The 25,604-nt window shown below is 35.6% G+C and carries 18 protein-coding genes; 4 read left to right on the plus strand and 14 right to left on the minus strand.

What is annotated here, in order from left to right; translation table 11 throughout:
• Window positions 1-39: 39 nt before the first annotated feature.
• The 10 genes from icd to LDP15_RS06520 form a co-directional block, all read right to left on the minus strand.
• The gene (gene icd, locus LDP15_RS06475; protein WP_042230136.1) at window positions 40-1,278 is read right to left on the minus strand and encodes an NADP-dependent isocitrate dehydrogenase; all 1,239 of its coding nucleotides are present in this window, start codon (window positions 1,276-1,278) and stop codon (window positions 40-42) included.
• Between the two features lie 20 nt (window positions 1,279-1,298).
• Window positions 1,299-3,845, minus strand: a complete 2,547-nt coding sequence (gene acnA, locus LDP15_RS06480) for an aconitate hydratase AcnA (protein WP_225513508.1) — start codon at window positions 3,843-3,845, stop codon at window positions 1,299-1,301.
• A complete protein-coding gene (locus LDP15_RS06485) occupies window positions 3,842-5,167 on the minus strand; it encodes a citrate/2-methylcitrate synthase (protein WP_015425965.1) in 1,326 nt (441 codons plus the stop codon). Before LDP15_RS06485 ends, acnA begins: the two co-directional genes overlap by 4 nt.
• A gap of 124 nt (window positions 5,168-5,291) precedes the next feature.
• Window positions 5,292-8,705 carry a pyruvate carboxylase gene (locus tag LDP15_RS06490; protein WP_225513507.1) on the minus strand — a complete coding sequence of 1,138 codons (3,414 nt, stop codon included), beginning with the start codon at window positions 8,703-8,705 and terminating at the stop codon, window positions 5,292-5,294.
• Window positions 8,706-8,810: 105 nt separating this feature from the next.
• Entirely contained in the window at window positions 8,811-10,073 is a 1,263-nt protein-coding gene (locus LDP15_RS06495) for an FtsW/RodA/SpoVE family cell cycle protein (RefSeq protein ID WP_012897351.1), read from the minus strand.
• Between the two features lie 339 nt (window positions 10,074-10,412).
• A complete protein-coding gene (rpmG, locus tag LDP15_RS06500) occupies window positions 10,413-10,559 on the minus strand; it encodes a 50S ribosomal protein L33 (protein ID WP_003129585.1) in 147 nt (48 codons plus the stop codon).
• A complete protein-coding gene (locus LDP15_RS06505; protein WP_015425962.1) occupies window positions 10,556-11,773 on the minus strand; it encodes a multidrug efflux MFS transporter in 1,218 nt (405 codons plus the stop codon). Before LDP15_RS06505 ends, rpmG begins: the two co-directional genes overlap by 4 nt.
• Window positions 11,774-11,775: 2 nt before the next feature.
• A complete protein-coding gene (coaE, locus tag LDP15_RS06510; protein WP_015425961.1) occupies window positions 11,776-12,435 on the minus strand; it encodes a dephospho-CoA kinase in 660 nt (219 codons plus the stop codon).
• A 131-nt stretch (window positions 12,436-12,566) separates the two neighbouring features.
• Window positions 12,567-14,930: a formate C-acetyltransferase gene (gene pflB / locus LDP15_RS06515; protein ID WP_015425960.1), complete on the minus strand. Its 2,364-nt coding sequence runs from the start codon at window positions 14,928-14,930 to the stop codon at window positions 12,567-12,569.
• Window positions 14,931-15,191: 261 nt separating this feature from the next.
• Window positions 15,192-16,109, minus strand: a complete 918-nt coding sequence (locus LDP15_RS06520) for a magnesium transporter CorA family protein (protein WP_003129577.1) — start codon at window positions 16,107-16,109, stop codon at window positions 15,192-15,194.
• A gap of 191 nt (window positions 16,110-16,300) precedes the next feature.
• Here LDP15_RS06520 and LDP15_RS06525 point away from each other — a divergent pair, with 191 nt between their 5' ends.
• From LDP15_RS06525 to LDP15_RS06540, 4 genes are all read left to right on the plus strand, one after another.
• A complete protein-coding gene (locus LDP15_RS06525) occupies window positions 16,301-17,824 on the plus strand; it encodes a class I adenylate-forming enzyme family protein (protein WP_015425959.1) in 1,524 nt (507 codons plus the stop codon).
• 185 nt (window positions 17,825-18,009) lie between these two features.
• Window positions 18,010-18,579 carry a TetR/AcrR family transcriptional regulator gene (locus LDP15_RS06530; protein ID WP_225513506.1) on the plus strand — a complete coding sequence of 190 codons (570 nt, stop codon included), beginning with the start codon at window positions 18,010-18,012 and terminating at the stop codon, window positions 18,577-18,579.
• An 11-nt stretch (window positions 18,580-18,590) separates the two neighbouring features.
• Window positions 18,591-19,664: an ABC transporter permease gene (locus tag LDP15_RS06535; RefSeq protein WP_015425957.1), complete on the plus strand. Its 1,074-nt coding sequence runs from the start codon at window positions 18,591-18,593 to the stop codon at window positions 19,662-19,664.
• 2 nt (window positions 19,665-19,666) lie between these two features.
• Window positions 19,667-20,338: an ABC transporter ATP-binding protein gene (locus LDP15_RS06540; protein ID WP_015425956.1), complete on the plus strand. Its 672-nt coding sequence runs from the start codon at window positions 19,667-19,669 to the stop codon at window positions 20,336-20,338.
• Between the two features lie 114 nt (window positions 20,339-20,452).
• Here LDP15_RS06540 and eno read toward each other — a convergent pair whose 3' ends face one another.
• From eno to LDP15_RS06560, 4 genes are all read right to left on the minus strand, one after another.
• Window positions 20,453-21,754, minus strand: a complete 1,302-nt coding sequence (gene eno, locus LDP15_RS06545; RefSeq protein WP_010905473.1) for a surface-displayed alpha-enolase — start codon at window positions 21,752-21,754, stop codon at window positions 20,453-20,455.
• Window positions 21,755-21,944: 190 nt separating this feature from the next.
• A complete protein-coding gene (gene hpf, locus LDP15_RS06550; RefSeq protein WP_225513505.1) occupies window positions 21,945-22,502 on the minus strand; it encodes a ribosome hibernation-promoting factor, HPF/YfiA family in 558 nt (185 codons plus the stop codon).
• A 134-nt stretch (window positions 22,503-22,636) separates the two neighbouring features.
• The gene (locus tag LDP15_RS06555) at window positions 22,637-25,087 is read right to left on the minus strand and encodes an ATP-dependent Clp protease ATP-binding subunit (RefSeq protein WP_012897346.1); all 2,451 of its coding nucleotides are present in this window, start codon (window positions 25,085-25,087) and stop codon (window positions 22,637-22,639) included.
• Complete coding sequence (locus tag LDP15_RS06560) at window positions 25,077-25,532, minus strand: CtsR family transcriptional regulator (RefSeq protein ID WP_010905471.1); 456 nt, start codon at window positions 25,530-25,532, stop codon at window positions 25,077-25,079. Before LDP15_RS06560 ends, LDP15_RS06555 begins: the two co-directional genes overlap by 11 nt.
• Between the last annotated feature and the right edge of the window lie 72 nt (window positions 25,533-25,604).

Below are 25,604 nucleotides of genomic sequence, written 5' to 3' on the forward strand. Positions count from 1 at the left end.
TCAGGGCTTTTTTATTTTTCTGATTATCAATCTATTTTTTTAATATGTTTTTATAAAATCAATTAAAACGTCGGAAAATTTTGAAGTTGAAAGTTTTCCACCTAAATCAGCTGTCAAATTTCCATTCCTGAATGAAAATGAAAGAGCATGTTTGATTAATTCAGCTACCTCTTGCCAGCCTAAATACTCAAACATCATCACTCCAGATAAAATTAAACTAGAAGGGTTTGCTATATTTTTTCCAGCAATATCTGGAGCTGTTCCATGAGTTGCTTCAAAAATAGCATGACCACTTTTATAATTAATATTAGCACCTGGTGCAATTCCAATTCCTCCAACCTGTGCGGCAAGTGCATCTGAAATATAATCACCATTTAAATTAAGAGTGGCAATTACTTCAAAATTTTCAGGATTTAAAATAATCTGTTGGAGGAAGTTGTCAGCAATTACATCATCTACATAAATTTTTCCTGATTTTAATGCTGCTTTTTTCTCATTTTCAGCTTGTAAACTTCCTCTTTCATTTTTGATTTTATCGTATTCTAGTTTTGTAAAAGTTGGATATTCCTTAGCAACCTCATAGGCCCAATTTCTAAATCCTCCTTCAGTAAATTTCATAATATTTCCTTTATGAACAAAGGTCACTCGTTTTTTGTTCATTTTCAGAGCGTACTCAAAAGCCGCATTAACCAGTCGTTTACTTCCTTCAGGACTAACAGGTTTTATTCCTAGTGCTGAAGTTTTTGGAAAGCGAATAGAATGGACATTCAATTCTTTTTCTAAAAATTTTAATAAGTTGTGAGACTCATTTGTTTCACTAGCAAATTCAATACCTGCATAAATATCTTCTGTATTTTCTCGAAAAATTGTCATGTCAACTTTTTCTGGCGCCTTAACTGGGGATTTTATCCCTTTAAAATATTCAACTGGTCTTACGCAAGCATATAAATCCATTTTTTGTCTTAAAGTAACATTAATTGAACGAAAGCTTTCACCGACCGGGGTCATTAGCGGCCCCTTTATCGCAATTAAATTTTCATTAATATGAGCGAGAGTCTCTTTGGGCAGATATTCTCCACAAGTCTCAAATGCTTCTCCTCCTGCCAATAATTTTTGCCATTCTATTTTCTTTTTTTGACCATAAATTTTTAGAACCGCAGCATCAAAAACTTTCTGCGCCTGAGGAAAAATATCTTCGCCAACACCATCTCCTCTAATATAACCAATTGCTGGATAATCTGGCACAACTAATTTTCCATTTTTCATCTCAATTTTCATAATAATTTTCACCTATTTTTTTATTTTTTGCGAATCACATAAGGCATTATGCCGTCATTAGCATAGTAATCTAAATCCGCCTGAGAATCAAAGCGTAAAAGAACCTCAAAGTTTTTTTCGGCAGTACTTACAGTAATTTTTTCATGAATTTTGGGATTTTCTGGTAGCTCTATAGAAAAACTTTCGTTACCACTTAATCCTAAAGTTTCGGCATTTTCATTATCTAGAAACTGTAGGGGAAGAACACCCATCATGACGAGATTACTTCGATGAATACGTTCAAAACTCTCAGCAATTACAGCCTTGACTCCAAGTAATTTTGTTCCCTTAGCCGCCCAGTCTCGACTGGAACCCATTCCATAATCCTTACCAGCAAGAACAATTAATCCTTGTCCTTGTTCTTTATATTTTTTAGCTACCTCATAAATAGGTAATGTTTCATTATTGAATAGAGAATAGCCTCCCTCAAGAGGAGCAACAAGCTGATTTTTGATACGAATATTAGCAAATGTTCCCCTTGTCATTACTTTATCATTTCCTCGTCTTGACCCAAAACTATTAAAATCCTTATAAGCAAGACCTCGAGAACTTAGATAATCCCCAGCTGGGGATTTTAAAGGAATATTCCCTGCTGGACTAATATGGTCAGTTGTGATAGAATCACCAAATTTTGCTAAAACATGCAAATTTGAAAGTGAAGCTATCGGTTTATTTATCATAGTTAAGTTTTCAAAATATGGTGGATTAGAAATATAGGTAGATTCAGATTTCCAGTCATAAACTTCACTTTTCTTTGTTTTGATATTATTCCAGACTCTATTTTCATCAAAAACCTTAGCATAACTTTCAGCATATAAATCACTTGTTACGTATTTTTGCACTAAATCATTCACTTCATCAGAAGTTGGCAGAATATCTTTCAAATATACCTTTTCACCTTCTAGATTAGTCCCCAGAGCAACAGTTGTTAGATTTTTACGAACAGAACCCGCTAAAGCATACGCAACTACTAATGGAGGACTTGCTAGATAATTCGCCTTCACTAATGGATGAATTCGACCTTCAAAATTTCGATTGCCACTCAAAACACTCGTTGCAATCAGTTCTTTATTTCTAATCTCTGTTTCCATTTCACTTAAAAGCGGTCCCGAGTTACCTATACAGGTTGTACAGCCATATCCTACTACATAAAATCCCAACGTTTCAAGATAAGGAAGAAGACCCGCCTTCTCTAAATAAGAGGTAACAACTTTTGAACCAGGAGCTAATGAAGTTTTAACCCAACTAGGAACCGCAAGTCCTTGTTCTACTGCATTTTTTGCAAGTAAGCCCGCCATCATCATAACATGTGGATTACTCGTATTGGTACAACTTGTAATAGCGGCAATTGCAATTTTTCCATCCTCTTCTTTCAGAGGTTTTTGTTTTTTAGCAAAGTCTTCAAAGTTATTTGCTAACTCAGATAATTCAAGCATATCTTGGGGACGAGAGGGACCTGATAATCGTGTTGCTACTTCACTTAAATCAACATTAATCGTCTTATTATAGTATGGTTCATGTTTTTCGTCATAAAATAACTTATTTGCCTTTGCATAGGTTTCTACTCGCGCAACCACTTCCTCAGAACGATTTGTTGCCCGAAGATATTTCAAAGTTTCATTATCAATCGGAAAATATCCACAGGTGGCACCATACTCAGGAGCCATATTTGAAATTGTCGCTCTATCTGCTAAACTTAAATTTTTTAGTCCTTCTCCAAAAAATTCAACGAATTTTCCTACCACTTTTTCATCTCGTAAAATTTTTGTGATTGTCAAAGCTAAATCTGTTGCAGTAGCAAATGCTCCTAACTTACCTATTAATCTAACTCCTACTACTTCTGGAACAGTCAATGAACTAGGCTCTCCTAGCATCACTGCTTCTGCTTCAATTCCTCCTACCCCCCAACCAAGAACACCAAGGGCATTAATCATTGTTGTATGACTATCTGTACCAAAAACACTATCTGGATATAAAATGCCATTTTTTTCGGTAATTACTTCACTTAAATATTCAATATTAACTTGATGAATAATACCTGTTGCTGGAGGGACTACTCTAAAATTATCAAAAGATTGCTCTGCCCATTTTAAGAATTCGTAACGTTCACGATTACGCTCAAATTCTTTTTTTGAATTTAACAGAAAAGCCTCTTCATTTCCTTGGAAATCTACTTGAACAGAATGGTCAATTACTAAATCCACTGGAATTTCTGGGTTAATTAGTTCAGGATTCTTTCCTAATTCAACCATTGCGTCTCTCATTGCCGCAAGGTCAACAATAGCTGGAACTCCTGTGAAATCCTGAAGAACAACACGGCTTGGTAAGAAAACTGTTTCTTGACCAACTTCCCCTTTTAAATAGTCTTTAACGGATTGAATATGAGCCTGATTGATATTCTCATCATTTTTCTGTCTAATCAAACTTTCTAAAAGAACTCGTAAACTATATGGAAAGTCTTCAATTCTTTCAGTTTCTGAGATATCATAATAATGGTATATTTTATTAGAAATACTTATTTTTTTCATCTTTCCCCCAACTTTATATAATTTTTTGATTCTAAGACACTTTCATAGGCTGGACGAATAATCTTATTCATATTAATTAGTTCTTCTATACGATGTGCTAACCAACCTACAATTCTAGCAATCGCAAATAATGGAGTAAATAATTCTTGTGGAATTTCCAATATTCTATAGACAAAGCCAGAGTAGAAATCAACATTTGGACAAATCGTTTTATATATTTTTCGATTTTCCGATATTACTTTAGGAGCTAGCCTTGCAACTTTTTCATATAACTTGAATTCCTCTTCCAATCCTTTTTCTTTTACTAAAATCTCGACATAGGATTTAAAAACCTCAAATCGTGGGTCGCTTACACTATAAATGGCATGACCAATACCATAAATTAATCCTTGCTTATCAAAAACTTCTTTATTTAAGATTTTATGGAGATACTTTTCTATTTCAGCGTCATCTTCATAATTAGAAATATTTTCCTTTATATTTTCCAACATTTTTGCTGCCTTAATATTAGCTCCACCGTGTTTAGGCCCTTTCAAACTAGAGAGGGCAGCAGCAATTGTAGCATAAGTATCTGTTCCACTTGAGGTGACCACATGAGTTGTAAAAGTCGAATTGTTACCTCCACCATGTTCCATATGAAGAATCAAGGCAATATCTAATACTTTAGCCTCTACCCCTGTGTAATGGCAGTCTGGGCGAAGCATTCGTAAAATATTCTCAGCGGTCGTCATTTTTGGATCAGGATAATGGATATAAAGACTTTCTTTTTTAAAATAATGAACATAAGATTGGTAACTGTAAATCGCAAGAAGTGGAAAATCAGCAATAAGTCCCAAAGATTGTTCTAAAACATTTTCAATCGAGATATCTGAAACTTTCTCATCGTAACTAGCAAGAGCTAGTATACAACGGCTCATCGAATTCATCACATCACTCGAAGGGTTGGTTAAAATAGTTTCACGGACAAAAAATTCTGGTAGAGTTCTCCTACTGGCTAAAAGGTTTTGAAATTCCTGAAGTTCATTTGCCGTGGGAAGTTCTCCAAATAACAATAGATAAGTCATCTCTTCAAAACCAAAACGATTTTCTTTTCTTAAATCATTAATAATATCTTTAATATTATAAGCTCTATACTCTAAAATACCGGGAATTTGGTTTCCTTCTTTATCAAAAGAATGTATCGCCGAAATATTGGTTAAACCTGCTAAAACTCCTTTCCCATTAATGTCTCTTAAACCTTTTTTAACATTGTACTTTTTGTAAAATTCACTAGGAATTTGTGAATTTTTAATCATTTTTTCTTCTTTACTTAGTAAATTCATAAACGCCTCCATCTATTTCATTATTATACACTTTTTATTCCGAAAATTATATATTTTCTGAAAATTTAAATATTTTTTTTGAAGAAAAATAAAAAACCTAACCAAAAGGTAGGTTTAATTTATATTAATTAATTTCGATTAACAAGTCTTGAGTTTGAATTGCCTCACCTTTAACCACATGAAGGTCAACAATCTCGCCATCAAATGGTGCTTCAATAGTTGTTTCCATTTTCATGGCTTCAGTAACCATCAAGGCTTGACCTTTTTGAACTTTGTCACCAGCTTTAACTAAAATTTCAAGAACAGAACCTGGCATAGTAGCTCCAATTTGGTTTGGATTTCCTGTTTCGGCTTTGCGTTTAGCCACAACTTGAGTTTGTACAGATTGGTCATTAATTACGACTTCTCGACGTTGACCATTTAGGTTAAAGAAGAGAACACGATTTCCAGCGAGGTCAGGTTCTCCTATTTCATCTAAACGAATGCTGAGTGTTTTACCTTTTTCAATTTGTACTTCAATTTTTTCATTGAGACGCATTCCATGTAAGAAAGTAGGAGTGTCAAGTAGTGTAACTGCTCCAAATTCTCTTTGCATTTTTTGATAATCAAGGAAAACTTGTGGATACATGATATATGAGATGACTTCGTGATCCCCTGGTTCATAGCCAATTTTTTGTTCTAGGTCAGCTTTAACAGTTTCAAAATCAACTTTTTCTGCGTGTAAGCCTGGACGGTCAGTAATTACGGCTTTATCTTTCACGATAATTTTTTGTAATTCTTCTGGGAAGCCACCCACCGGTTGTCCCAAATCTCCACGGAAGAATGATACTACAGATTCTGGGAAATTAAGTTCGTTACCACGCGCATAAACATCTTCTTCTGTTAAATCATTTTGAATCATAAAGAGAGCCATATCTCCAACTACTTTTGAAGAAGGAGTTACTTTAATAATATCTCCAAACATCATATTAACTTTACGATACATTTGTTTGATTTCATCAAAACGATGTCCAAGACCAACTGCTGCTGCCTGAGATTTTAGATTAGTGTATTGACCACCAGGCATTTCATGCATGTAAACTTCTGTCTGAGGACTTGTAATACCCGCTTCAAATGGTGCGTAATATTTACGCACATCTTCCCAATAATGGTCAATTTGTTCAGCATTTTTTACATTAATTGAGGCATGGCGAGGACCGTGTTCAAGTGCATAGTAAATAGATTGCATTGATGGTTGAGATGTTCCACCAGCAAGACTCGCTGTTGCTACGTCAATAATGTCTACACCTGCTTGAGTTGCACCAGAATATGTAATAATTCCATTTCCTGAAGTATCGTGTGTATGCAAATGAATTGGCAAATCAACGGTATCTTTTAATTCTGAAATCAAACGATAAGCAGCTTGAGGTTTCAATAAACCTGCCATATCTTTAACTGCCAAGATATGAGCACCTGTTGCTTCTAACTCTTTTGCTAAGTCTTTATAGTATTGAATATTATATTTTGGTCGGCTTGGGTCTAGGATATCTCCCGTATAACAAATTGTTGCTTCTGCAATTTTTCCATTATCGCGAACGGCTTGAATGGATTTTTCCATTTGTGGTAACCAGTTGAGACTATCAAAGATACGGAAAATATCGATACCTTCATGCGCCGCTACTCGGATAAATTCTTCAATCACATTATCTGGATAGTTTTGGTAACCAACTGCATTTGAACCACGGAAGAGCATTTGGAACATGGTATTTGGCATGAGTTTTCGTAGTTTACGCAGACGATACCATGGTGATTCATTCAAGAAACGATAAGCCACATCAAAGGTTGCACCTCCCCACATCTCAGCTGAAAAAAGTTCTGGTAGTCCTTGGTCAATCGCTTGGGCAATTCCTTTCATATCTTGTAAACGTAAGCGAGTAGCAAGCAAGGATTGATGAGCATCACGTAAAGTTGTATCTGTTAATAATACTTCTTTTGTATTTTTAACATAATCAACAACAGCATCAGCACCTTGTTCATCTAAGATATTTTTGGCTGTCTTTTTCTTTTCAAGGTTAAGAAGAGGTTGACGTGGTTCTTCAAAATGACGTTTTTCAGTATTTTCAATCCCTGGGAAGCCATTGACTGTAATCATTGATAAATAATGCAGCGTCTTTGTTCCACGGTCACGTAAGTGTGGGAAGTTGAACAGACTTGGTGTATTATCAATAAAGGTTGTTGTTGCTTTACCACTTGTGAAGTTTTCATTAGCAATAACATTAATCAAGAAAGGAATATTTGTTTTGACACCACGAATACGGAATTCATGGAGAACGCGGTCCATTTTTCTTACGCTGTCACTAAATTCATTGGCAAAAGTACAAACTTTTACTAAAAGTGAATCAAAATATGGAGTTACTTCATATCCAGCATATGCATTTCCGACATCTAAACGTACACCAAAACCACCTGGTGAACGGTAGGTATCAATTTTACCTGTGTCTGGCAAGAATCCATTTTGTGGATCTTCTGTTGTGATTCGACATTGAATTGCTGAACCCAAAAGCGGAATTTCAGACTGTGCTGGAAGTCCAATTTCGCTATGTAAGTCTTTACCTTGAGCAATCAAAATTTGAGCTTGGACAATATCTACACCTGTGATAAGTTCCGTAATTGTATGTTCAACTTGAACACGTGGATTTACTTCAATGAAATAAAATTTATCATCTTTAACAAGAAACTCAACTGTACCAGCATTAACATAGCCAACATTTTTACAAAGTTTGACTGCTGCTTCACATATTTCGTTACGGAAGTCCAGTGAAAGTCCCACGGCTGGCGCAATTTCAATGACTTTTTGATTACGTCGTTGTACTGAACAGTCACGCTCATGGAGGTGAATAATATTTCCATGACTATCTCCAAGAATTTGTACTTCAATATGTTTTGGATTTTCAATATATTTTTCAACATAGATTTCGCCAGAACCAAAAGCTCCAATTGCTTCTGATTTTGCTCTATCATAACCATCATGCATTTCAGCATCATTACGCGCAACTCGCATTCCGCGACCACCACCGCCTAAAGCGGCCTTAATCATAACTGGATAACCATAAGTTTTAGCAAATTCTAAAGCACCGTCGATATCTACTGCTCCATTTGTTCCGGGAATTCCTGGCACTTTTGCTTCGTCGGCAGCTGCTTTAGCTTTAATTTTATCACCGAAAATATCCAAATGATGAAGTTCAGGACCCACAAAAACTAAACCTGCTGCGCGAACTTTAGTAGCAAATTCGAGATTTTCAGATAAGAGGCCATAACCTGGGTGAATAGCATCTGCTCCTGATTCAAGGGCAACACGAATGATATCATCAATATCCAAATAGGCATCAATTGGTTTTTTTCCTTGACCGATTAGATAAGATTCATCTGCTTTAAAGCGATGAACAGAATATTCATCTTCTCTTGCATAGACGGCTACAGTAGAAAGTCCGAGTTCATTACAGGCACGAAAGACACGAACGGCGATTTCTCCACGATTGGCGACGAGTAGTTTTTTCATTTTGACTCCTTAATGAGGCTTGCTTGGAAAGGTAATTGGTCATTACCTTTCACTCTTTCATATATTATAAAAATCTTTTATACACTTTTAAACGACTGACAATTGTCAATCGTTTTCATAAGTTGGGACACTGCTACTATAATGATTTGAGAGCTCAGAAACTTCTCTTCGTTTCTCATCAGCTGAAATATTTAATGCAAATGCAATTCCCAACGATAAGACAAGGAAGGACGACCCTCCTTGTGATAGGAAGGGGAAGGTTACTCCTGTTTCTGGAATAATTCCGATTGCTCCACCCACATTGACAAAGACTTGAACTAACAATAAACCAGATACCCCAATCATAATGAGTGAGTTAAAGGCACTTTTAGCACGAATTCCAACAATTAACATTCTGCTTATCAAGAAAAAGAGAATAGCTAGAATAATAATTCCGCCAATGATTCCTAATTCTTCCACGACAATTGGAAAGATAAAGTCAGTTTGAGCTTCTGGTAAGAAACCATTTTTTTGAATCGAATTTCCTAAGCCACGCCCTGTCCAACCGCCATTAACTATAGCATAGTATGAATTAGCTAGCTGGTGTCCAGAATTGGCTAAGTCTGTAAAAGGATTAACAAAGGCTTCAAATCGTTTATTGATATAAGCGATGGGTAAGAAACTTGGAATGATATTTCCACCTACAATGAAAAGAAATCCTAAGAAAATGGCCATCAAAGATAGAATTAATTTTGAATAGCCGGAATACCAACGCCAAGATATACCGCTGGCTCCAATCATTATCAAAGCAACTGCAGCAATAATCAAAGTATTACCTAGGTCAGGCATGATAAGGTCAACCAATAAAATGGCAACTACGGGTAATCGCCAACCACCAAAAAGTTTTTGAAAGAGCGTCTTTCCTTTAAAAATCTCATTTATATCACGTTTTTCAATTTCTTCTTGTTTTGTTGAAAAAACTGAGGCTAAATACCAGATAATAAAAACTTTGGCAAATTCTGCTGGCTGTACCGTTCCAATTCCTGGAATATGAATCCAACCTCTGGCTCCATTTACGGGTGCTGTCAGAGCAAAACTGGAAGGCATTATTCTACAAAATATTAATGACAGAATCAAAATAACCATTATTGTTCCTATCATTTTTCTATTCTTAAGGGCTCTAAGTTTCAGACGGTAAATCACTGCAATCATAATGAGACTCAATAATACGAATGCTGTTTGGTTAATTACTAATTTATAAGGATTTAATCCTTTTTGTAACTGATCAGGAACCGTGGTTGAAAAAACCATCACAATACCAATTCCTGCAAGAATTAGGTATGGAATCAATATAGAGTAGTTTAAAAAATTATTCTTATTTAAATTCATTATCTTTTTTTCCTCATTCATATTATTATAGCATGAGTTGAATAATTTATAAAGATTTTCAAAGTGCTTATAAGTTTCTACCATCCAAAGATAAGGTATTTCCGAATATATTTTTTAAACTGAATTTTTTCTTTTATAAATAGTCCATAAAATTATGATTAAAATTTTTATCTGTCTCCATCAACTGCTATTATAATGAAAAAATAATGTCATTTTTTGCATAAAACACCTCTAATGAAATATTGTTTACTTTATTATATAATATTATCACAATTCTTAATAAGTGTACATAGTAAAAACTTATTATAAATAAAAAAACAGCAAGATAATTCTTACTGTTTAACCTTCACGATGAAGTGTAACAATGCGTTCTTTGGGACAAAACTTCATTGTTTCAACTTTTTCCGGATGGGTTGCTTTATTTTTGCTACTAATATAATTTTTGTTCCCACAAGAACTACAAATTAGTGTGATTTTTACTCTCATTCCATAATACTCCGTTTCCGCAGATATTTTCGGAAATTAATAAAGGACCAAATAATATTAACAATGACAAAAAGACTTGTCCCTACAATTGCTGCTCGATAACTGATATAACCTGCAATTGCTGATCCGACCAATGGACCAGTTACCATTCCTAAATTAGAACACATTTGTGCGTAAGCAAAAATTCTGCTGACACCTTCTTTGGGAGTAATTTTTGAAAGTAACGAATTTACTGACGGCATCAAAGCGCCAGTTCCAAAACCAAGAAGGAAGCGTAATATCCCAAGTTGGAGTGGGCTTTGCACAAAGGCCATTGGTAAATAAATAATAAATGTAAAAACAAGTCCAATCAAAATTAAACGATGTGAACCGTATTTATCTCCTATACGTCCTAGAAAACTTGATGATAACATTGCCGACAATCCAACTGCTGACACAATTAAACCTGAAATGAACATCAAATTGTTCGTGCTTGTCGTCAGGGTTTTGATATACAAGGTCACAAATGGTTCAATGGATTGCGAGGTGATTTGAATAATAAATGTTGTCACTAATAATCCAAAAAGAATTTGTTTGTTACTGACTTTATTAATAATCTCTTTACTAGATAACATTTCACCTTTAGCAATTGGTTCAAAGTTTTCATGAACAAAGAAAATGGTCAGTAAAGTTGCTAGGGCTAATAGAGCGCCGACAATCAAAAAGACATTTGCCATGCCAAACCACTCAGCTAGTAACCCACCAAGTGAAGGACCAATCAGTGTTCCAGAAACCATTGCTGTTGCTAATGTTCCAAGGGCATAGCCTGATTTATCTTTTGGAGCTTGTGAAGCAATCATTGCTGTTGAGTTAGGGATATAGCCTGAGAAAAATCCCATTAGCAAACGTAATCCAAGTAACCACCAAACATTAGGGACAAAAGCTATTCCTCCCATTGTTAGGGTCATGACGATACTGGCACGTACCATCATCACTTTACGCCCATGTTCATCAGCTAAACGTCCCCAAATGGGGGCAACTAACCCTGAAGCTAAGGCTGGCAAAGAAAAAGCTAACCCTGAGTAAAGTTCAACATTTCCACCGCTTACGCCCAGTCCTTGAATATACAAGGGGAGAAAGGGCATGACGAGTGAAAATGATGAACCTACAAAAAAGCAGCCAATCCATGTTATAAATAAATTCCTTTTCCAATTAACTGTTTTCGTGCGATTCACCTCTATTTCTGTTCTTCTATCCTAGCTAGTTCTCGCTGGATTTGTTTTTTTAGTGCTTCAATCGTTCCAGAATTATCCAGAATGACATCAGCGACTTTTTGTTTTTCTGACAATGGCATTTGTGAGGAAATTCGTTTTTTAGCTTCTTCTTCCGTAAACTTATTTCTTGCCATCAGTCTTTCTAATTGTATTTTTTCAGGTAAGCTGACCAACCATATTTCATCAAAACCGGTATAATTGTATTCAATTAATAACGGAATATCCATAAATATTGGCTTATTTACTGACAGATTTTTTCCTTGACTCTTTGAATCAAAATTTTTACTGACAGGCTTGTCAGTCATTTTTTTTAATAAGTCATCACGTCTATCATATAATTCTGTACGAATAATTTCATCTTGTAAGTTTGATAATTTCTCGCGCTGTTTTGGATCAGAAAAAACTAAAGCTCCTAATTTTTCACGATTTAACTGTCCATTGTCAGCAATAAAATCTAAACCGTAAGTTTCTACTATTGCCTTGTAAAGTTTTCCGCCAGGTTCTTGTAATTGACGGACAACTTTGTCAGCATCAATCACTTGATATCCCTCAGAAATCAAAAAATCAACCACCGTTGATTTCCCACTCGCAATTCCGCCTGTCAATCCAATTACCATTTTCATTCATCTATTTTAGCATAAAATTTAACTTTCTTAAACTAAAAACAATAGTTTTTAACTATTATGATTAATTTTTTCGTAAAAAAAGTCTGTCAGTAAAACTGACAGACCGAATATTCATTAAATTTTAAGAATTAGATGTTTGAAGTATGCATTACTTCTTCATCATCGTTTGAAAGTACTTCATGGAAGACACGTTCAGTTAATTCTTGTTTTTGTTCTGGTGTGAGGTATTTAGTATTGACACAATAACCAGAGATACGAACGATAACATCTTCACCACGCATGATTTTATCGTAAACATCTTTAAGGTCCATTACGTTCAAGTTAACGTGTTGACCTGCAAATTCAGTACCATTAATCAAAGCACCTGGCGTGAAGTATCCATCAAGAATTTGAACCAAGTTATCCACTTGTTCATCACGAGTTTTACCAAGTGCACGAGGTGAAACTTGAGTAGTCAATGAAATACCATCATTTGCATCTTTGAATTCCAATTTAGCCAATGAGCGAAGGTTTTGCAACCAACCACCCTTAGCTTTATTAGATGGGTTAGCACCTGGCGAGAAGAATTCAAGTTTAGATTTATTTACTGTACCATCTTCATTGAGGAATACTCCTTTATGTACTGGAGAATTACCAGTTTGTTTAGAGTAAGCAACGTTAGATGTAATTGTCAAAAGCGAAACAGTAGCTTCAGCATTTTTATAAAGTTTGTGTGAAGCTAATTTTTCATGGTACATTTTCATGACAAGTTTAGCAATATCATCAGCACGATCATCATCTTCACCATAACGAGGGAAATCACCTTCTACTTCGTAATCGTAGATATAGCCATTTTCATCACGCAATGTTTTAACTTTAGCATATTTAATTGCTGAAAGTGAATCAACTGTATTTGCGAATCCACAGATACCAAATCCCATGTTAGCACGAACTTTAGTAGGCAAGAAGGCCATTTGAACTGCTTCATAGTTATATTTATCAGTCATGTAATGAATGATATTCATTGCATCAACATAAGTATCAGTCAACCAGTCGAGAGATTTGTCAAAGTTTTCCATAACTGTATCATAGTCAAGAATTTCGTCACGAACAGGCTCGATGTCGAATACTTTATAATCTTTATGAACGTCATCATAACCACCGTTCAAACCAGTCAACATTGCTTTCAAGACGTTTACACGCGCACCAAAGTATTGGAGGTTATGACGTCCTTCTTCATTTTCTGGATCAAGTGGTGAGACACAACAAGAGATACATGACATTTCGCCATATCCATCTTTAGCCATTGTTTCAACACCTTCATATTGAATAGAAGAATGCTTGTGGCTCATAGACATTGAATAACGTTTGAATGAGTAAGGAAGTTTAGAATCCCAAAGGACTGTCAAGTTTGGCTCTGGAGCATTTCCAATTGTATCAAGTGTGTTCAAGAAACGGTAGTCCATTTTAGTAACACGGTGACGTCCGTCATTACCCATACCAGCCATAGATGTTGTGATGAATGTTGGGTCACCAGAATAAAGTTCATCATAAGCAGCTGCACGAGCAAATTTCATTGTACGGAGTTTCAAAACGAAATCATCAACAAATTCTTGGATTTCTTGTTCAGTGAATGTTCCACGAGCAAGGTCACGTTCTGCAAAGATATCAAGAACGATTGGAACACGTCCAAGTGAAGTTGCAGCACCGTTGATAACACGACATACAGCCATATAAGCGATATTAACCCATTGGATAGCTTCTTTTACGTTCATCGCTGGACGTGAAACATCAAGACCATACAAAGCACCAAAGTTTACAACTTCTTGCAAAGCTTGGTATTGCATATTAATTTCTTCTTTAAGACGAATATTTTCATCGTTAATTTCAGTGATTGCGTCCCATTCACGTGCTTTTTCTTTCATAAGGTAATCAGCACCATAAAGCGCAAGACGAGCATAAACACCAATGATACGTCCACGAGAGTAGGCATCTGGCAATCCTGTTACGGTATGCGCATGACGTGCTTTACGAATTGCTGAAGTGTAAGCGCGGAAGATTCCATCATTCACAGAAGTCATTGTTTGTGATAAAACATCATGCAAACCTGGGTCAACTGAAAGACCGTGCTCTGTCAAAATCTTTTCAGCAACACGAAGTCCACCTTTTGGCATGAAGTTTAAGCGGAAAAGTTCGCTATTTTGCATCCCATAGATGAGTTCAAGTTCTTTATCATTAGCATCGATATATCCGGCAGGGATTTTATCAATAGAGGTTACGCGGTCAGTATCGAAGGGAAAACCAACTTCTTCATAGTGAGCTTTTGTATCTTCAATAATTTTCTTTACTTTAAGTGTACGTTCTGTTGGCCCAGCGAGAAAGCTTTCATCACCATCATATGGTTTGTAGTTTTCTTGTACAAAGCGAGTAACGCTTGCTTTATCACGCCAGTTGGTTCCTTTAAAACCATCCCAAGCTTGTTCAAAGATATTTTCCGTAACTTCGGTTTTCATTTTGAAATCTCCTTTGTTCTTTCTGTTTCAAATTACAATTTCATTATATCATACAGTTTGAGAATAGCAAACAGAATTCAAGAGAAATTACAGATTCTTTACTAATACAGTTCCAATTATTTTAATATCTGTTATACTTTTTTAAAACGTTTTCACAAATAATTCACAAAATACTTTTAACAAACATTGCTAACTTCATAATCTGCAATCACTAATTAATTTTTTCACAAAGAGCAAAAAAAATGGAGATTTTTCTCCATTTTATAACATATCTTTTTTATGTAACCACCAAGTGACCCAAACACATAATAAAATTCCTAGAACTAAAATAAGCCAAACCATCCAATTAAAATTTTGACCAGGAATTGGAACATTCATTCCGTAAAAACCAACAATTACTGCTGGAATCCCTAGAACGAAAGTAGCTGATGTCATGATTTTCATGACAATGTTCAAGTTATTAGAGACAATGTTTGAGAACAAATCTCGGAGATTTTCTAGTAACTTGAGCTGAATCTTGGTTTCTGTATAAGCTTGGTCTGTTTCGACAAAAATATCATAAATCTTTTCAGCAAAACCGTCTTCATCATCTTCTCTCAAGTAATCAATAAAATCCTGAAGTACTTGCATATTATTGTGCAAGGCATCTTCAAAATAAATTAAACTTGCTTGAATGGCAATCAAATCAACAATTTGGTCGTTCTTTGTTGAATTTTTGATTCCCTGTTCAAGTCTGCGACGTCTTGTTCGGAAATCTCTCAAATAATCATGGAAAGTGTGTGTCATTTGATACATCACTTGAAAAATAACTTGATGTTTGTAGCGTTTATAATCATATTCACGCTCGAAAATTAAGCCATTATCAATCTCATGATTAAGTGCTAAAATAACCGATTCATTTTTAGTCCAAACCAAAGAATATGGAAAAGTCGCAACTTCTCCATAATTAGAAAGTGCAGGATATTGTAAGAGAATCAGATTATTATCATTATCATCTGTTTCAAAACGGGCATTTTCATAATCATCCAAAATTCCTGATAAATAGTCAAAAGGGAAGTCATAGTATTCAGAAATATTCCCAATTTCTTCACGTGTTGGATTGAGAACATAGGTGAAATTCTTCATTTCAGAGGTTGAAATTAATTTTTTTTCGTTGGATAGTTCATAATTTTTAATCATTTTCCTATCTATCCCTTCTTTTCCTGATAAAAGAGGATTGGAATCCTCTTAGTGTCCCTTTAATTGTAGCAGATTTTAGACTTTTTTTCCGAGTATTTTATTCTCTACGACTTAAGAAAACATTTACATTAACTATTGGTCTAAAGAATACTTTGTGATATAATAAACTTATTAACTTGAGGAGATTTTTTTTGAAATTCAAACACGAACCCCTAAATTTGTATCTAAACTTTAAAAAATCAGCTGAACAGTTTCCTGATAGCCCAATTATCTTTGATGAGGCTGTTGGAGCTTTCCCTGAACTAGCTCTTGAAACGACTTACCAAAAGACTCATCAAGCAATTGTTGATAAGGCAAGTCTCTTATCTGAGTTGGGAATCAAAAAATCGGATAAAGTCATTATTTTTAAATCAAGTGCTTTTGATACCTATCTTTTAGCGGTTGCTGTTTCTTATTTAGGCGCTGTTCCAGCAATGATTTCTTATCATCTTTCTGCCGAAACTATGGACATTTTAGCTAGACGTCTAGATGAGCCTTGGCTCATTTATGACGAAGTTACTGACAGAACTGTCAATGAAATGAAAAATATTGAAGATTCTAAAAAACTTTCTGTCAGTAAATTTGCTTTGGAAAAACCTACTCAAATTGCTGACAGTCAGCAATTGTCTAGTGATGAGATTGCTTATCTCACTCATACTTCTGGAACAACTGGTGTGCCAAAATTAATCGCTCACTCTGCTAATTCAATGGGTTGGCGTTGGGTGCTTCAAAGAACTGTAATGGATTGGATGCCTGATAAGGAAGAGATTTTAGCTTTCCATATTTCTCCTGTTCATTCTCGTTTCAATATAGGTGTTTCATCAGCAATGACCTTTGGTTTTGGACTTATGCCCCTCAATGACTTATCAAAAGATAATCTTGTCAATCTTTTTGCTAAACATCAGCCTTATGCCTTTGAAACTCATCCAAACGATTTTGTTCGTTTAGCAAATCTTGCAAAGCAAGACCCTGACATATTTGCTTCAATTCGTTACCTTCACTCAACTTTTGATGCAATTAATAAAGAGACAATGCACACTTTTCTTTCTGCCTCTAAGCAAAAAGATCCAGTCTTCCTACAAATTTATGGACAATCAGAATGTGGCCCAATGATTTGGAAAAAGCACCGTTTATCAACTTTAGCAGACACGAATGCCCGTGAAATGGGGATTGGTATGCCTGGATTATCTAAAGCACGTATTGCCGATGAAAATGGAAATGAATGTCCTGCAGGTACGCCTGGAAGAATCCACTTCCTCTCAAAGGGAAGAGCTTTGACTTACTATAAGGAAGAAGAACGTTTCAACAAAGAAGTCTATGGCGACTGGTGGGATACTGGCGATTGGGGCCTTATGAATGAAGACGGAATTCTCTTTTTACATGACCGGCAAGTTGATTTAATCGATAAAATTGAATCTAATTTGGCAATTGAAGATCTTCTGTTAGACCAACACGACTTCTTAGATGAAGTGGTGATTATTCGTGATAAATCTGGTAAACCACAACCTATTTTGGCTCTAGCTGAAAATGCGGAAATGGATTGGTCAGCTTGGTGGGCTTCAATTGTTGATTTGCCATTTTTAAATGAACCTATTCTTATGGCTTACGATGAAATTCCTCGTACAGCAACAATGAAAGTTCAACGATTAACTCTTGAAAAAGAATTAGCTAAATAAGTGTTCCTAACTTTACTGACAGAGCTGTCAGCCGCTTATACATCAACAAATATATTATCAAAACTACTGACAAAGCTGTCAGTAGTTTTTTTGCTTAAAAAAATTAAATAATTGATGTTAATCAATTTATTTGTTAGAATTTAATAAATGACACAGTGTCATAAATTGAATGAATTGGAGACAAAATGCCTAAATCAACCTATTTCAGTCTATCTGACGAAAAACGTAATCGCGTATATGATGCCTGTTTAAATGAATTTCAGACTCATTCTTTTCACGAGGCCAAAATTATGCACATCGTAAAAGCGCTTGATATTCCGAGAGGGAGTTTTTATCAGTATTTTGAAGATTTAAAAGATGCTTATTTCTATGTCCTCTCGCAAGAAACCCTTGAAATCCATAATTTATTTTTTAATTTATTAAAAGATAATTCCATTGAAGAGGCGCTAGATAAATACAAATATCTCCTTCTTGAAAATTTAATTGATTCTCCTCAATACCAACTTTATAAATATCGATTTTTAGATTGGACTTGTGAACTTGAAAGAGATTGGAAACCTAAAAGTTCAGCAACCGTCCCAGCTAGTGAAAATGATAATCCAGTTTCACAAGTATTAAAATCAGTTGTTCATAATCTCGTTTATAGATTATTCAGTGAAAATTGGACTGAGAAAACCTTTATTGAAAATTATGATAAAGAAATCAAATTAGTCACCGAAGGTTTACTTAATTATATTACTGACAGAAAAAACTGAAAGGAGATTTTATGTTTTTAGCACTAAGAGAAATACGTTATAATAAAGCTCGTTACACCTTAATCGGAGCTATTATTTTTTTAATTGCTTATGTAGTCTTTATACTGTCCGGACTATCTGTAGGACTTGCCAGTCAATTTAAACAAGCTGTCCTTGATTGGAAGGCCGAAAAAGTCGTTTTATCAACAAGTTCAAATAATATTATTTCTGCTTCACAAATTACTTCTGATGATTTAAGTAATATTCATGTAGAAAATGGTTCAGAATTATCATTGTTTTCTACTTCTATGCATAAATCAAAGAGCGAGCGAGACAATATTGCTATTATTGCCCTGCCTGATAAGTCTAAAATCATGCCAGAAGTTCTTGAGGGGAAAAAATTTACTGACAATCATTTAGAAATGATTATCTCGAAAAAACTGGCAAATCAAGGATATAAAATCGGTCAAGAAGTTTCCGTGGGAAATAATAATATTAAAATAAAAATTGTCGGAATTTCAAAAGCCTCTTCTTATTCTGCCTCGCCTGTTATCTATACCTCATTTTCCGCTTTGAATCAGATAAAGTTTGGTGAAAAAAGTACTTCAGTTTCTTCTGTTAATGCTGTCGTTGTAAAATCTGGGAAAGTTAAGATTGATTCTTCTATTTCAAATCAATATAAAGTCATCTCTATTTCTGATTTAATTAACGATATTCCAGGTTATTCTGCTCAAAATATGACACTCAGCGCAATGATTTACTTCTTATTTCTGATTGTACTGTTGATTATTGGAGTCTTTATGTATGTTATAACTCTTCAAAAAGTTCCGATTTTTGGCATAATGAAAGCCCAAGGAATTTCAAATCGCATAATAATGAACTCTTTACTTGGTCAAAGCTTTATCATTAGTTTAGTTGGCGTCTTCGTTGCTTTTATAGCAAGTTATGGAACTAGCTTTATCTTACCTGATGCAATGCCTTTTGAAATTAGTCTTACAAACTGGTTGCTCTATGCTTTAATTCTCATCATCGTATCAATTATTGGGTCACTTTTTTCAATCATTACTATCCGTAAAATTGACCCAACGAAAGCAATTGGAGGTTAAAAATGAAAACAATTCTTAAAATGGAAAACGTAAAAAAATCTTTTGGTAGTGGTCATAATGAGATTCAGGCACTCAAAGGAATTGATTTAGCAGTCAATCAAGGGGAATTTGTTTCAATTATTGGTCCCTCCGGTTCAGGCAAAAGTACATTTCTCACAATTGCAGGTGGTTTACAAAGTCCGACTTCTGGGAACATTTCAATCAATGGCTTAGATTTTACACCATTGTCAGAAAAAAAACGTTCTAAACTTAGATTTAAAGAAATAGGTTTCATCCTCCAAAGTTCTAATTTGATTCCTTATTTGACTATTGAAGAACAATTTCTCCTTATTGATAAAATCAATCACGAAAAACTAACTTCTAAAAAAGGGATTGAACTTCTTAAATCACTTGATATTTTAGACTTAAAAGATAAACATCCTAGCGATCTTTCTGGTGGTGAAAGACAAAGGGCAGCTATTGCTCGTGCTCTCTTTAATGAACCAAATTTAATTTTGGCCGATGAACCAACAGCAAGTTTAGACACTGAGCATGCTTATCAGGTTGTTGACTTATTAAGACAAGAAGCTCATTTGAAGAATAAAGCAACAATCATGGTCACTCATGACCAAAGAATGATTAAAAATAGTGACAGTGTTTATAAGATTGAAGATGGACTCTTATCAAAAATCTAAATAAAATAAAAACTACTAGCTTACTAGTAGTTTTTTCATAGAATATTTTTTATAAAAAATAATCCTTCTCTAAATAAAGAGAAGGATTATTTCTAAATCATTCGTTGGTAAACCTTATTTTTTAAGGTTGTAGAATGCTTTAAGACCTTTGTATTGAGCCACTTCAGCCAATTGGTCTTCGATACGAAGCAATTGGTTGTATTTAGCCATACGGTCTGTACGTGAAAGTGAACCAGTTTTGATTTGACCAGCGTTAGTTGCAACAGCGATATCTGAGATTGTTGAATCTTCAGTTTCACCAGAACGGTGAGAAACGATTGCTGTGAAACCAGCTTCTTTAGCCATTTCAATAGCTTCGAAAGTTTCTGTCAAAGTACCGATTTGGTTAACTTTGATCAAGATAGCGTTTGAAGCATTTTCACGGATACCACGTTCAAGGTATTTAGTGTTTGTAACGAAGAAATCGTCACCAACGAGTTGAACTTTTTTACCAAGACGTTCAGTAAGGATTTTCCATCCATCCCAGTCGTTTTCGTCCATACCATCTTCAATAGTGATGATTGGGTATTTAGAAACGAGTTCTTCAAGGTAGTCAACTTGTTCAGAAGCTGAAAGTTTTTTACCGCCTTCACCTTCGAATTTAGTGTAGTCGTAAACACCGTTTTCGTAGAATTCTGATGATGCACAGTCGAAACCGATCATAACGCCATCTTCACCAGCTTTGTAACCAGCTGCTTCGATTGCTTTAAGGATAGTTTCTACACCGTCTTCAGTTCCGTCGAATTTAGGAGCGAATCCACCTTCGTCACCGACAGCTGTTTCAAGTCCACGAGCTTTAAGAATTTTCTTAAGAGCGTGGAAGATTTCAGCACCCCAACGAAGCGCTTCTTTGAATGTAGGTGCACCAACTGGTACGATCATGAATTCTTGGAAAGCGATTGGAGCGTCTGAGTGAGAACCACCATTGATGATGTTCATCATTGGAGTTGGCAATACTTTAGCGTTGAATCCGCCAAGGTAGTTGTAAAGTGGAACACCAAGTTCATCAGCAGCAGCACGAGCAGCAGCGATAGAAACACCAAGGATAGCGTTAGCTCCCAATTTACCTTTGTTTTCAGTACCGTCAAGAGCGATCATTGCACGGTCAATAGCTTGTTGGTCAGTAACTTCATAACCGATGATAGCTTCAGCGATGATGTTGTTTACGTTGTCAACAGCTTTTTGAGTACCAAGTCCGTTGTAGCGAGATTTGTCGCCATCACGAAGTTCAACCGCTTCATGTTCACCAGTAGAAGCACCTGAAGGTACCATACCGCGACCGAATGCACCGTCTTCAGTGTAAACTTCAACTTCAAGTGTTGGGTTACCGCGTGAGTCAAGGACTTCGCGAGCATAAATATCAGTAATAATTGACATTTTAGTCTCCTTATTATTTTTAAGTGCGTCTGCACTCTTAATACATCTTTGATTTTACTATTTTTTGAAAGATTTTTCAAGTGAAAATCTTCGCAAAGCTAAACTTCAAAAGGTTTTGCGCTTACATTTTGAAGTTTTGTTATCTGAACAGAATAAAAAAATAAGGATAGAAAAATCTATCCTTATTTTTTTATTCTGTTTCAATTAAACCATAACGACCATCTGTACGACGGTAAACGACATGGGTTCCGTTACTATCAGCATCTGTAAAGACGTAGAAATCATGTCCCAACATATCCATCTGAAGCACTGCTTCTTCGGCATCCATTGGTTTTAAAGCAACATGTTTAGTACGTACAATATCTACGTGATCCTCAGCAACTTCATCGGATTTTTCTAATGGTGCAAACTCATCGCCAAAAGCTTGTCCTGTTGGGACAGCATTGCGTGGTTTACGGTTCATACGTGTCTTATATTTACGAATTTGACGTTCGAGTTTTTCTTCTACAAAATCAATTGAAGAATACATATCTTGTGAAGTATCTTCTGCACGTAAAGTAACATTTTTTGCTGGAAGAGTTACTTCAACTTTAGCTCGTTTTTCGCTGTAAACTTTAAGATTAACATAGGCTGTTACTTCATGACCATCGTTGAAATATTTATCAAGTTTTCCGATTTTATCTTCAACATAAGCGCGGATTGCATCAGTCACTTCGACGTTTTCGCCACGGATATTAAATTTGATCATAAGAGTACCTCTTCAACAGTTCTTTTTGTTTCAATGAAGCCCTTAAATTTTTGGAATTTTCAGGACTTCTGAATCTTTTCGAACTGTCCTTTCCTTTATTTCTAATTTAATTATAACATGAAACAGCTTTCATCTCAAACAATTTGAGCGATTTTAATTTTTTTATTAGATGCACCAATTGAAACATGATTACCTGCTTTGATTTCACCAGAGAGCAATTGTTCACTTAAAAGGTCTTCGACTTCTTTTTGAAGTGCCTTACGAAGCGGACGTGCACCATATTCTGGGTCAAAACCTACCTCAGCAATTAGTTTCACCGCTGACGGTGTGAGTTTAACATGAATATCTTGTTCTGCCAGACGTTTAATCAAAGATTTACTCATAATTTTAACAATTTGTTCAATCTCTTGACTTTCCAATGAATGGAAAACAATATTTTCATCAATTCGATTAAGAAACTCAGGACGATAATGACGTTTAAGCTCTTCTAATATTCTTGATTTCATGGCTGAATAATCAGCTGTGATATTTTTAGCGCCAAAACCAACTGTCTTATCGTCACGAAGAGCAGTCGCTCCCAAGTTTGAAGTCATGATAATAATTGTATTTCTGAAATCAACTTTGCGACCTTTAGTATCAGTCACAAAGCCATCATCTAGAATTTGCAACATGATGTTGAAAACGTCAGGATGAGCTTTTTCGACTTCATCTAAAAGAACAACAGAATAAGGTTTATTACGAACGCGTTCTGTCAATTGACCACCCTCATCATAACCTACATACCCTGGAGGAGCTCCAATCAAGCGTGAAGTTGAATGTTTTTCCATGAATTCACTCATGTCAACACGAATCATATTATCTTCACTACCAAACACACTGTCAGCCAGTGCTTTAGCAAGTTCGGTTTTACCGACCCCTGTTGGTCCAAGGAACATGAAAGAACCCATTGGACGGCGGCTGTCAGCAACACCAGAACGTGCCCGACGAATGGCTCTTGAAACGGCAGAAATAGCTTCTTCTTGTCCAACAACCCGTTTGTGTAATTCTTTTTCAAGATTGATTAAACGATCACTTTCAGACTTAGTCATTTGTGTGATTGGAACGCCTGTCAGTGTTGAGGCAACAGCAACAACAGCTTGATCAGTAACTTCTTGACGTTTATCTTCTTTTACTGAGAATTTATAAATCTTGTCAGCAATTTTTTCAACTGCTTTTTCTTTTGTACGAGACGCTTTGATATCAAGTTTAATGACAGCTTCTGATAATTCTTCTTGAGCTTCCGCTAGTTCTTTTTCTAAATCAAGACGTTTTGTTTGTTGATTTTTGACAGAAATTTTCACTGCTGCTGCAGCTTCATCAAGTAAATCAATGGCTTTGTCAGGCAATTTTCGGCTAGTCATATAGCGAACGCTGAGCATTACGGCACTTTTAATGGCTTGGTCAGTAAATTTCACTTGATGATAGTCTTCAAATTTTTCACGTAAGCCTTGCAAGATAGCAATCGCTTCATCTGGACTTGGCTCGTCAACATTTATTCTCGCCAAACGCCGTTCTAAAGCTTCATCTTTTTCAATATATTTTTGATATTCATGATAGGTTGTTGCTCCGACCATTTGAAAATCACCACGAGCAAGCGCTGGTTTCAAAATATTTGCGGCATCATTGACAGAATCCATTCCGCCACCAGCACCGATGATTGTGTGTAATTCATCAATGAAAATAATGACATCTGGATCACTGCTAACTTCTTCAACAATAGCTGTCAAGCGATCCTCAAATTCACCTCTAAATTTTGTCCCAGCAACAACAGTCGCCATATTCAAAGCCATAATTCGACTATTCATCAAACCAATTGGAACTTGACCATTGACAATTCTTTGAGCCAAACCTTCAATAATTGCTGATTTCCCAACACCGGGCTCTCCAACTAAGACAGGGTTATTTTTTGTTCTGCGGCTGAGAATATGAATCAAACGGTCAATTTCAGCTTCTCGTCCAATCATTGGGTCAAGTTTACCCAAGCGAGCTTCTTCGGTTAAATCTGAGGATACAGAGTCTAACGTTGGCGTCGTTGAATTTTCTGCAACTCCCTTTGCCATCTTACGTTTTGACATTGGAGTCACAGCTTTTTTACTTTCTGGAACTTTGAGTCCAGTTCTTTTCTCAAGCTCTTTTCGCAAAGATACAATATTGATTTTTTGTAATTTCAGAAGTTGAAGACCAAATCCATCTTCTACTTGAAGTAGGGCATAAAGCAGGTGTTCTGTTCCAACGGCTTCTGAGTTATTATGAATTGCTAAAAAACTTGCCGCAGTCATCACTTCTTCTGCACGAGGTGAAAAACGTAAAGTTGAACGTTTGACCTTAACATGACTTGATAAATCCTCTAAATCAATCAGTAAGTCAGAAGAATCAACATTCATTCCAGCAAGAAGGCTGTAAGCAATTGAGCCTGAGGTCGTTGCCATTGCAGCCAGTAAATGAGCACTTTCAATGGTGCCATATTGATATTGGTGAGCATACTCTTCCGCTTTTTCTAAAATTCGGTCAAGCGTTGGTGTATATTTTATATTTTCAAATTTCATCGTCACGGTCCAATCTGTTTATTATACTTTTCATCATTATACCACGAGTAAAGGGACTAATGGCTCCGTCAGTAATGACTAACAAAAGTAGATTTCCCTCACGTTCTGTCAGTACTTTCTCATCAAAGAGAAGTTGAACGATATCATGGGCAGCTTTACTTGAGAGATTAGCTGGAACCTTCTGGTAAAGAGCCGTTAAGAATTCATGACGAGCAGAATATTGATACTTCACAATTTTGATGTATCCACCACCACCACGTTTTGATTCCACATCAAAGCCTTTTGAGGCCGTAAATCGTGTTTTTATCACATAATTAATCTGACTCGGCACGACATCAAATTGATTGGCTAAGTCCGCTCGTTTAATTTCAATGACTTGTGCTTCTTCTAAAAGCTTTCTCAGATAAGCTTCGATAATATCTGATGTATTTTTTTGACCTGCCATCGCTCCATCCTTTCTTTCATCCATTTTCTAAATAATCTTTGACTATTACTGACTATTATACCTGAAAAATAT

This window comes from Lactococcus sp. SK2-659, assembly GCF_020218185.2.
Lineage (GTDB): Bacteria > Bacillota > Bacilli > Lactobacillales > Streptococcaceae > Lactococcus > Lactococcus lactis.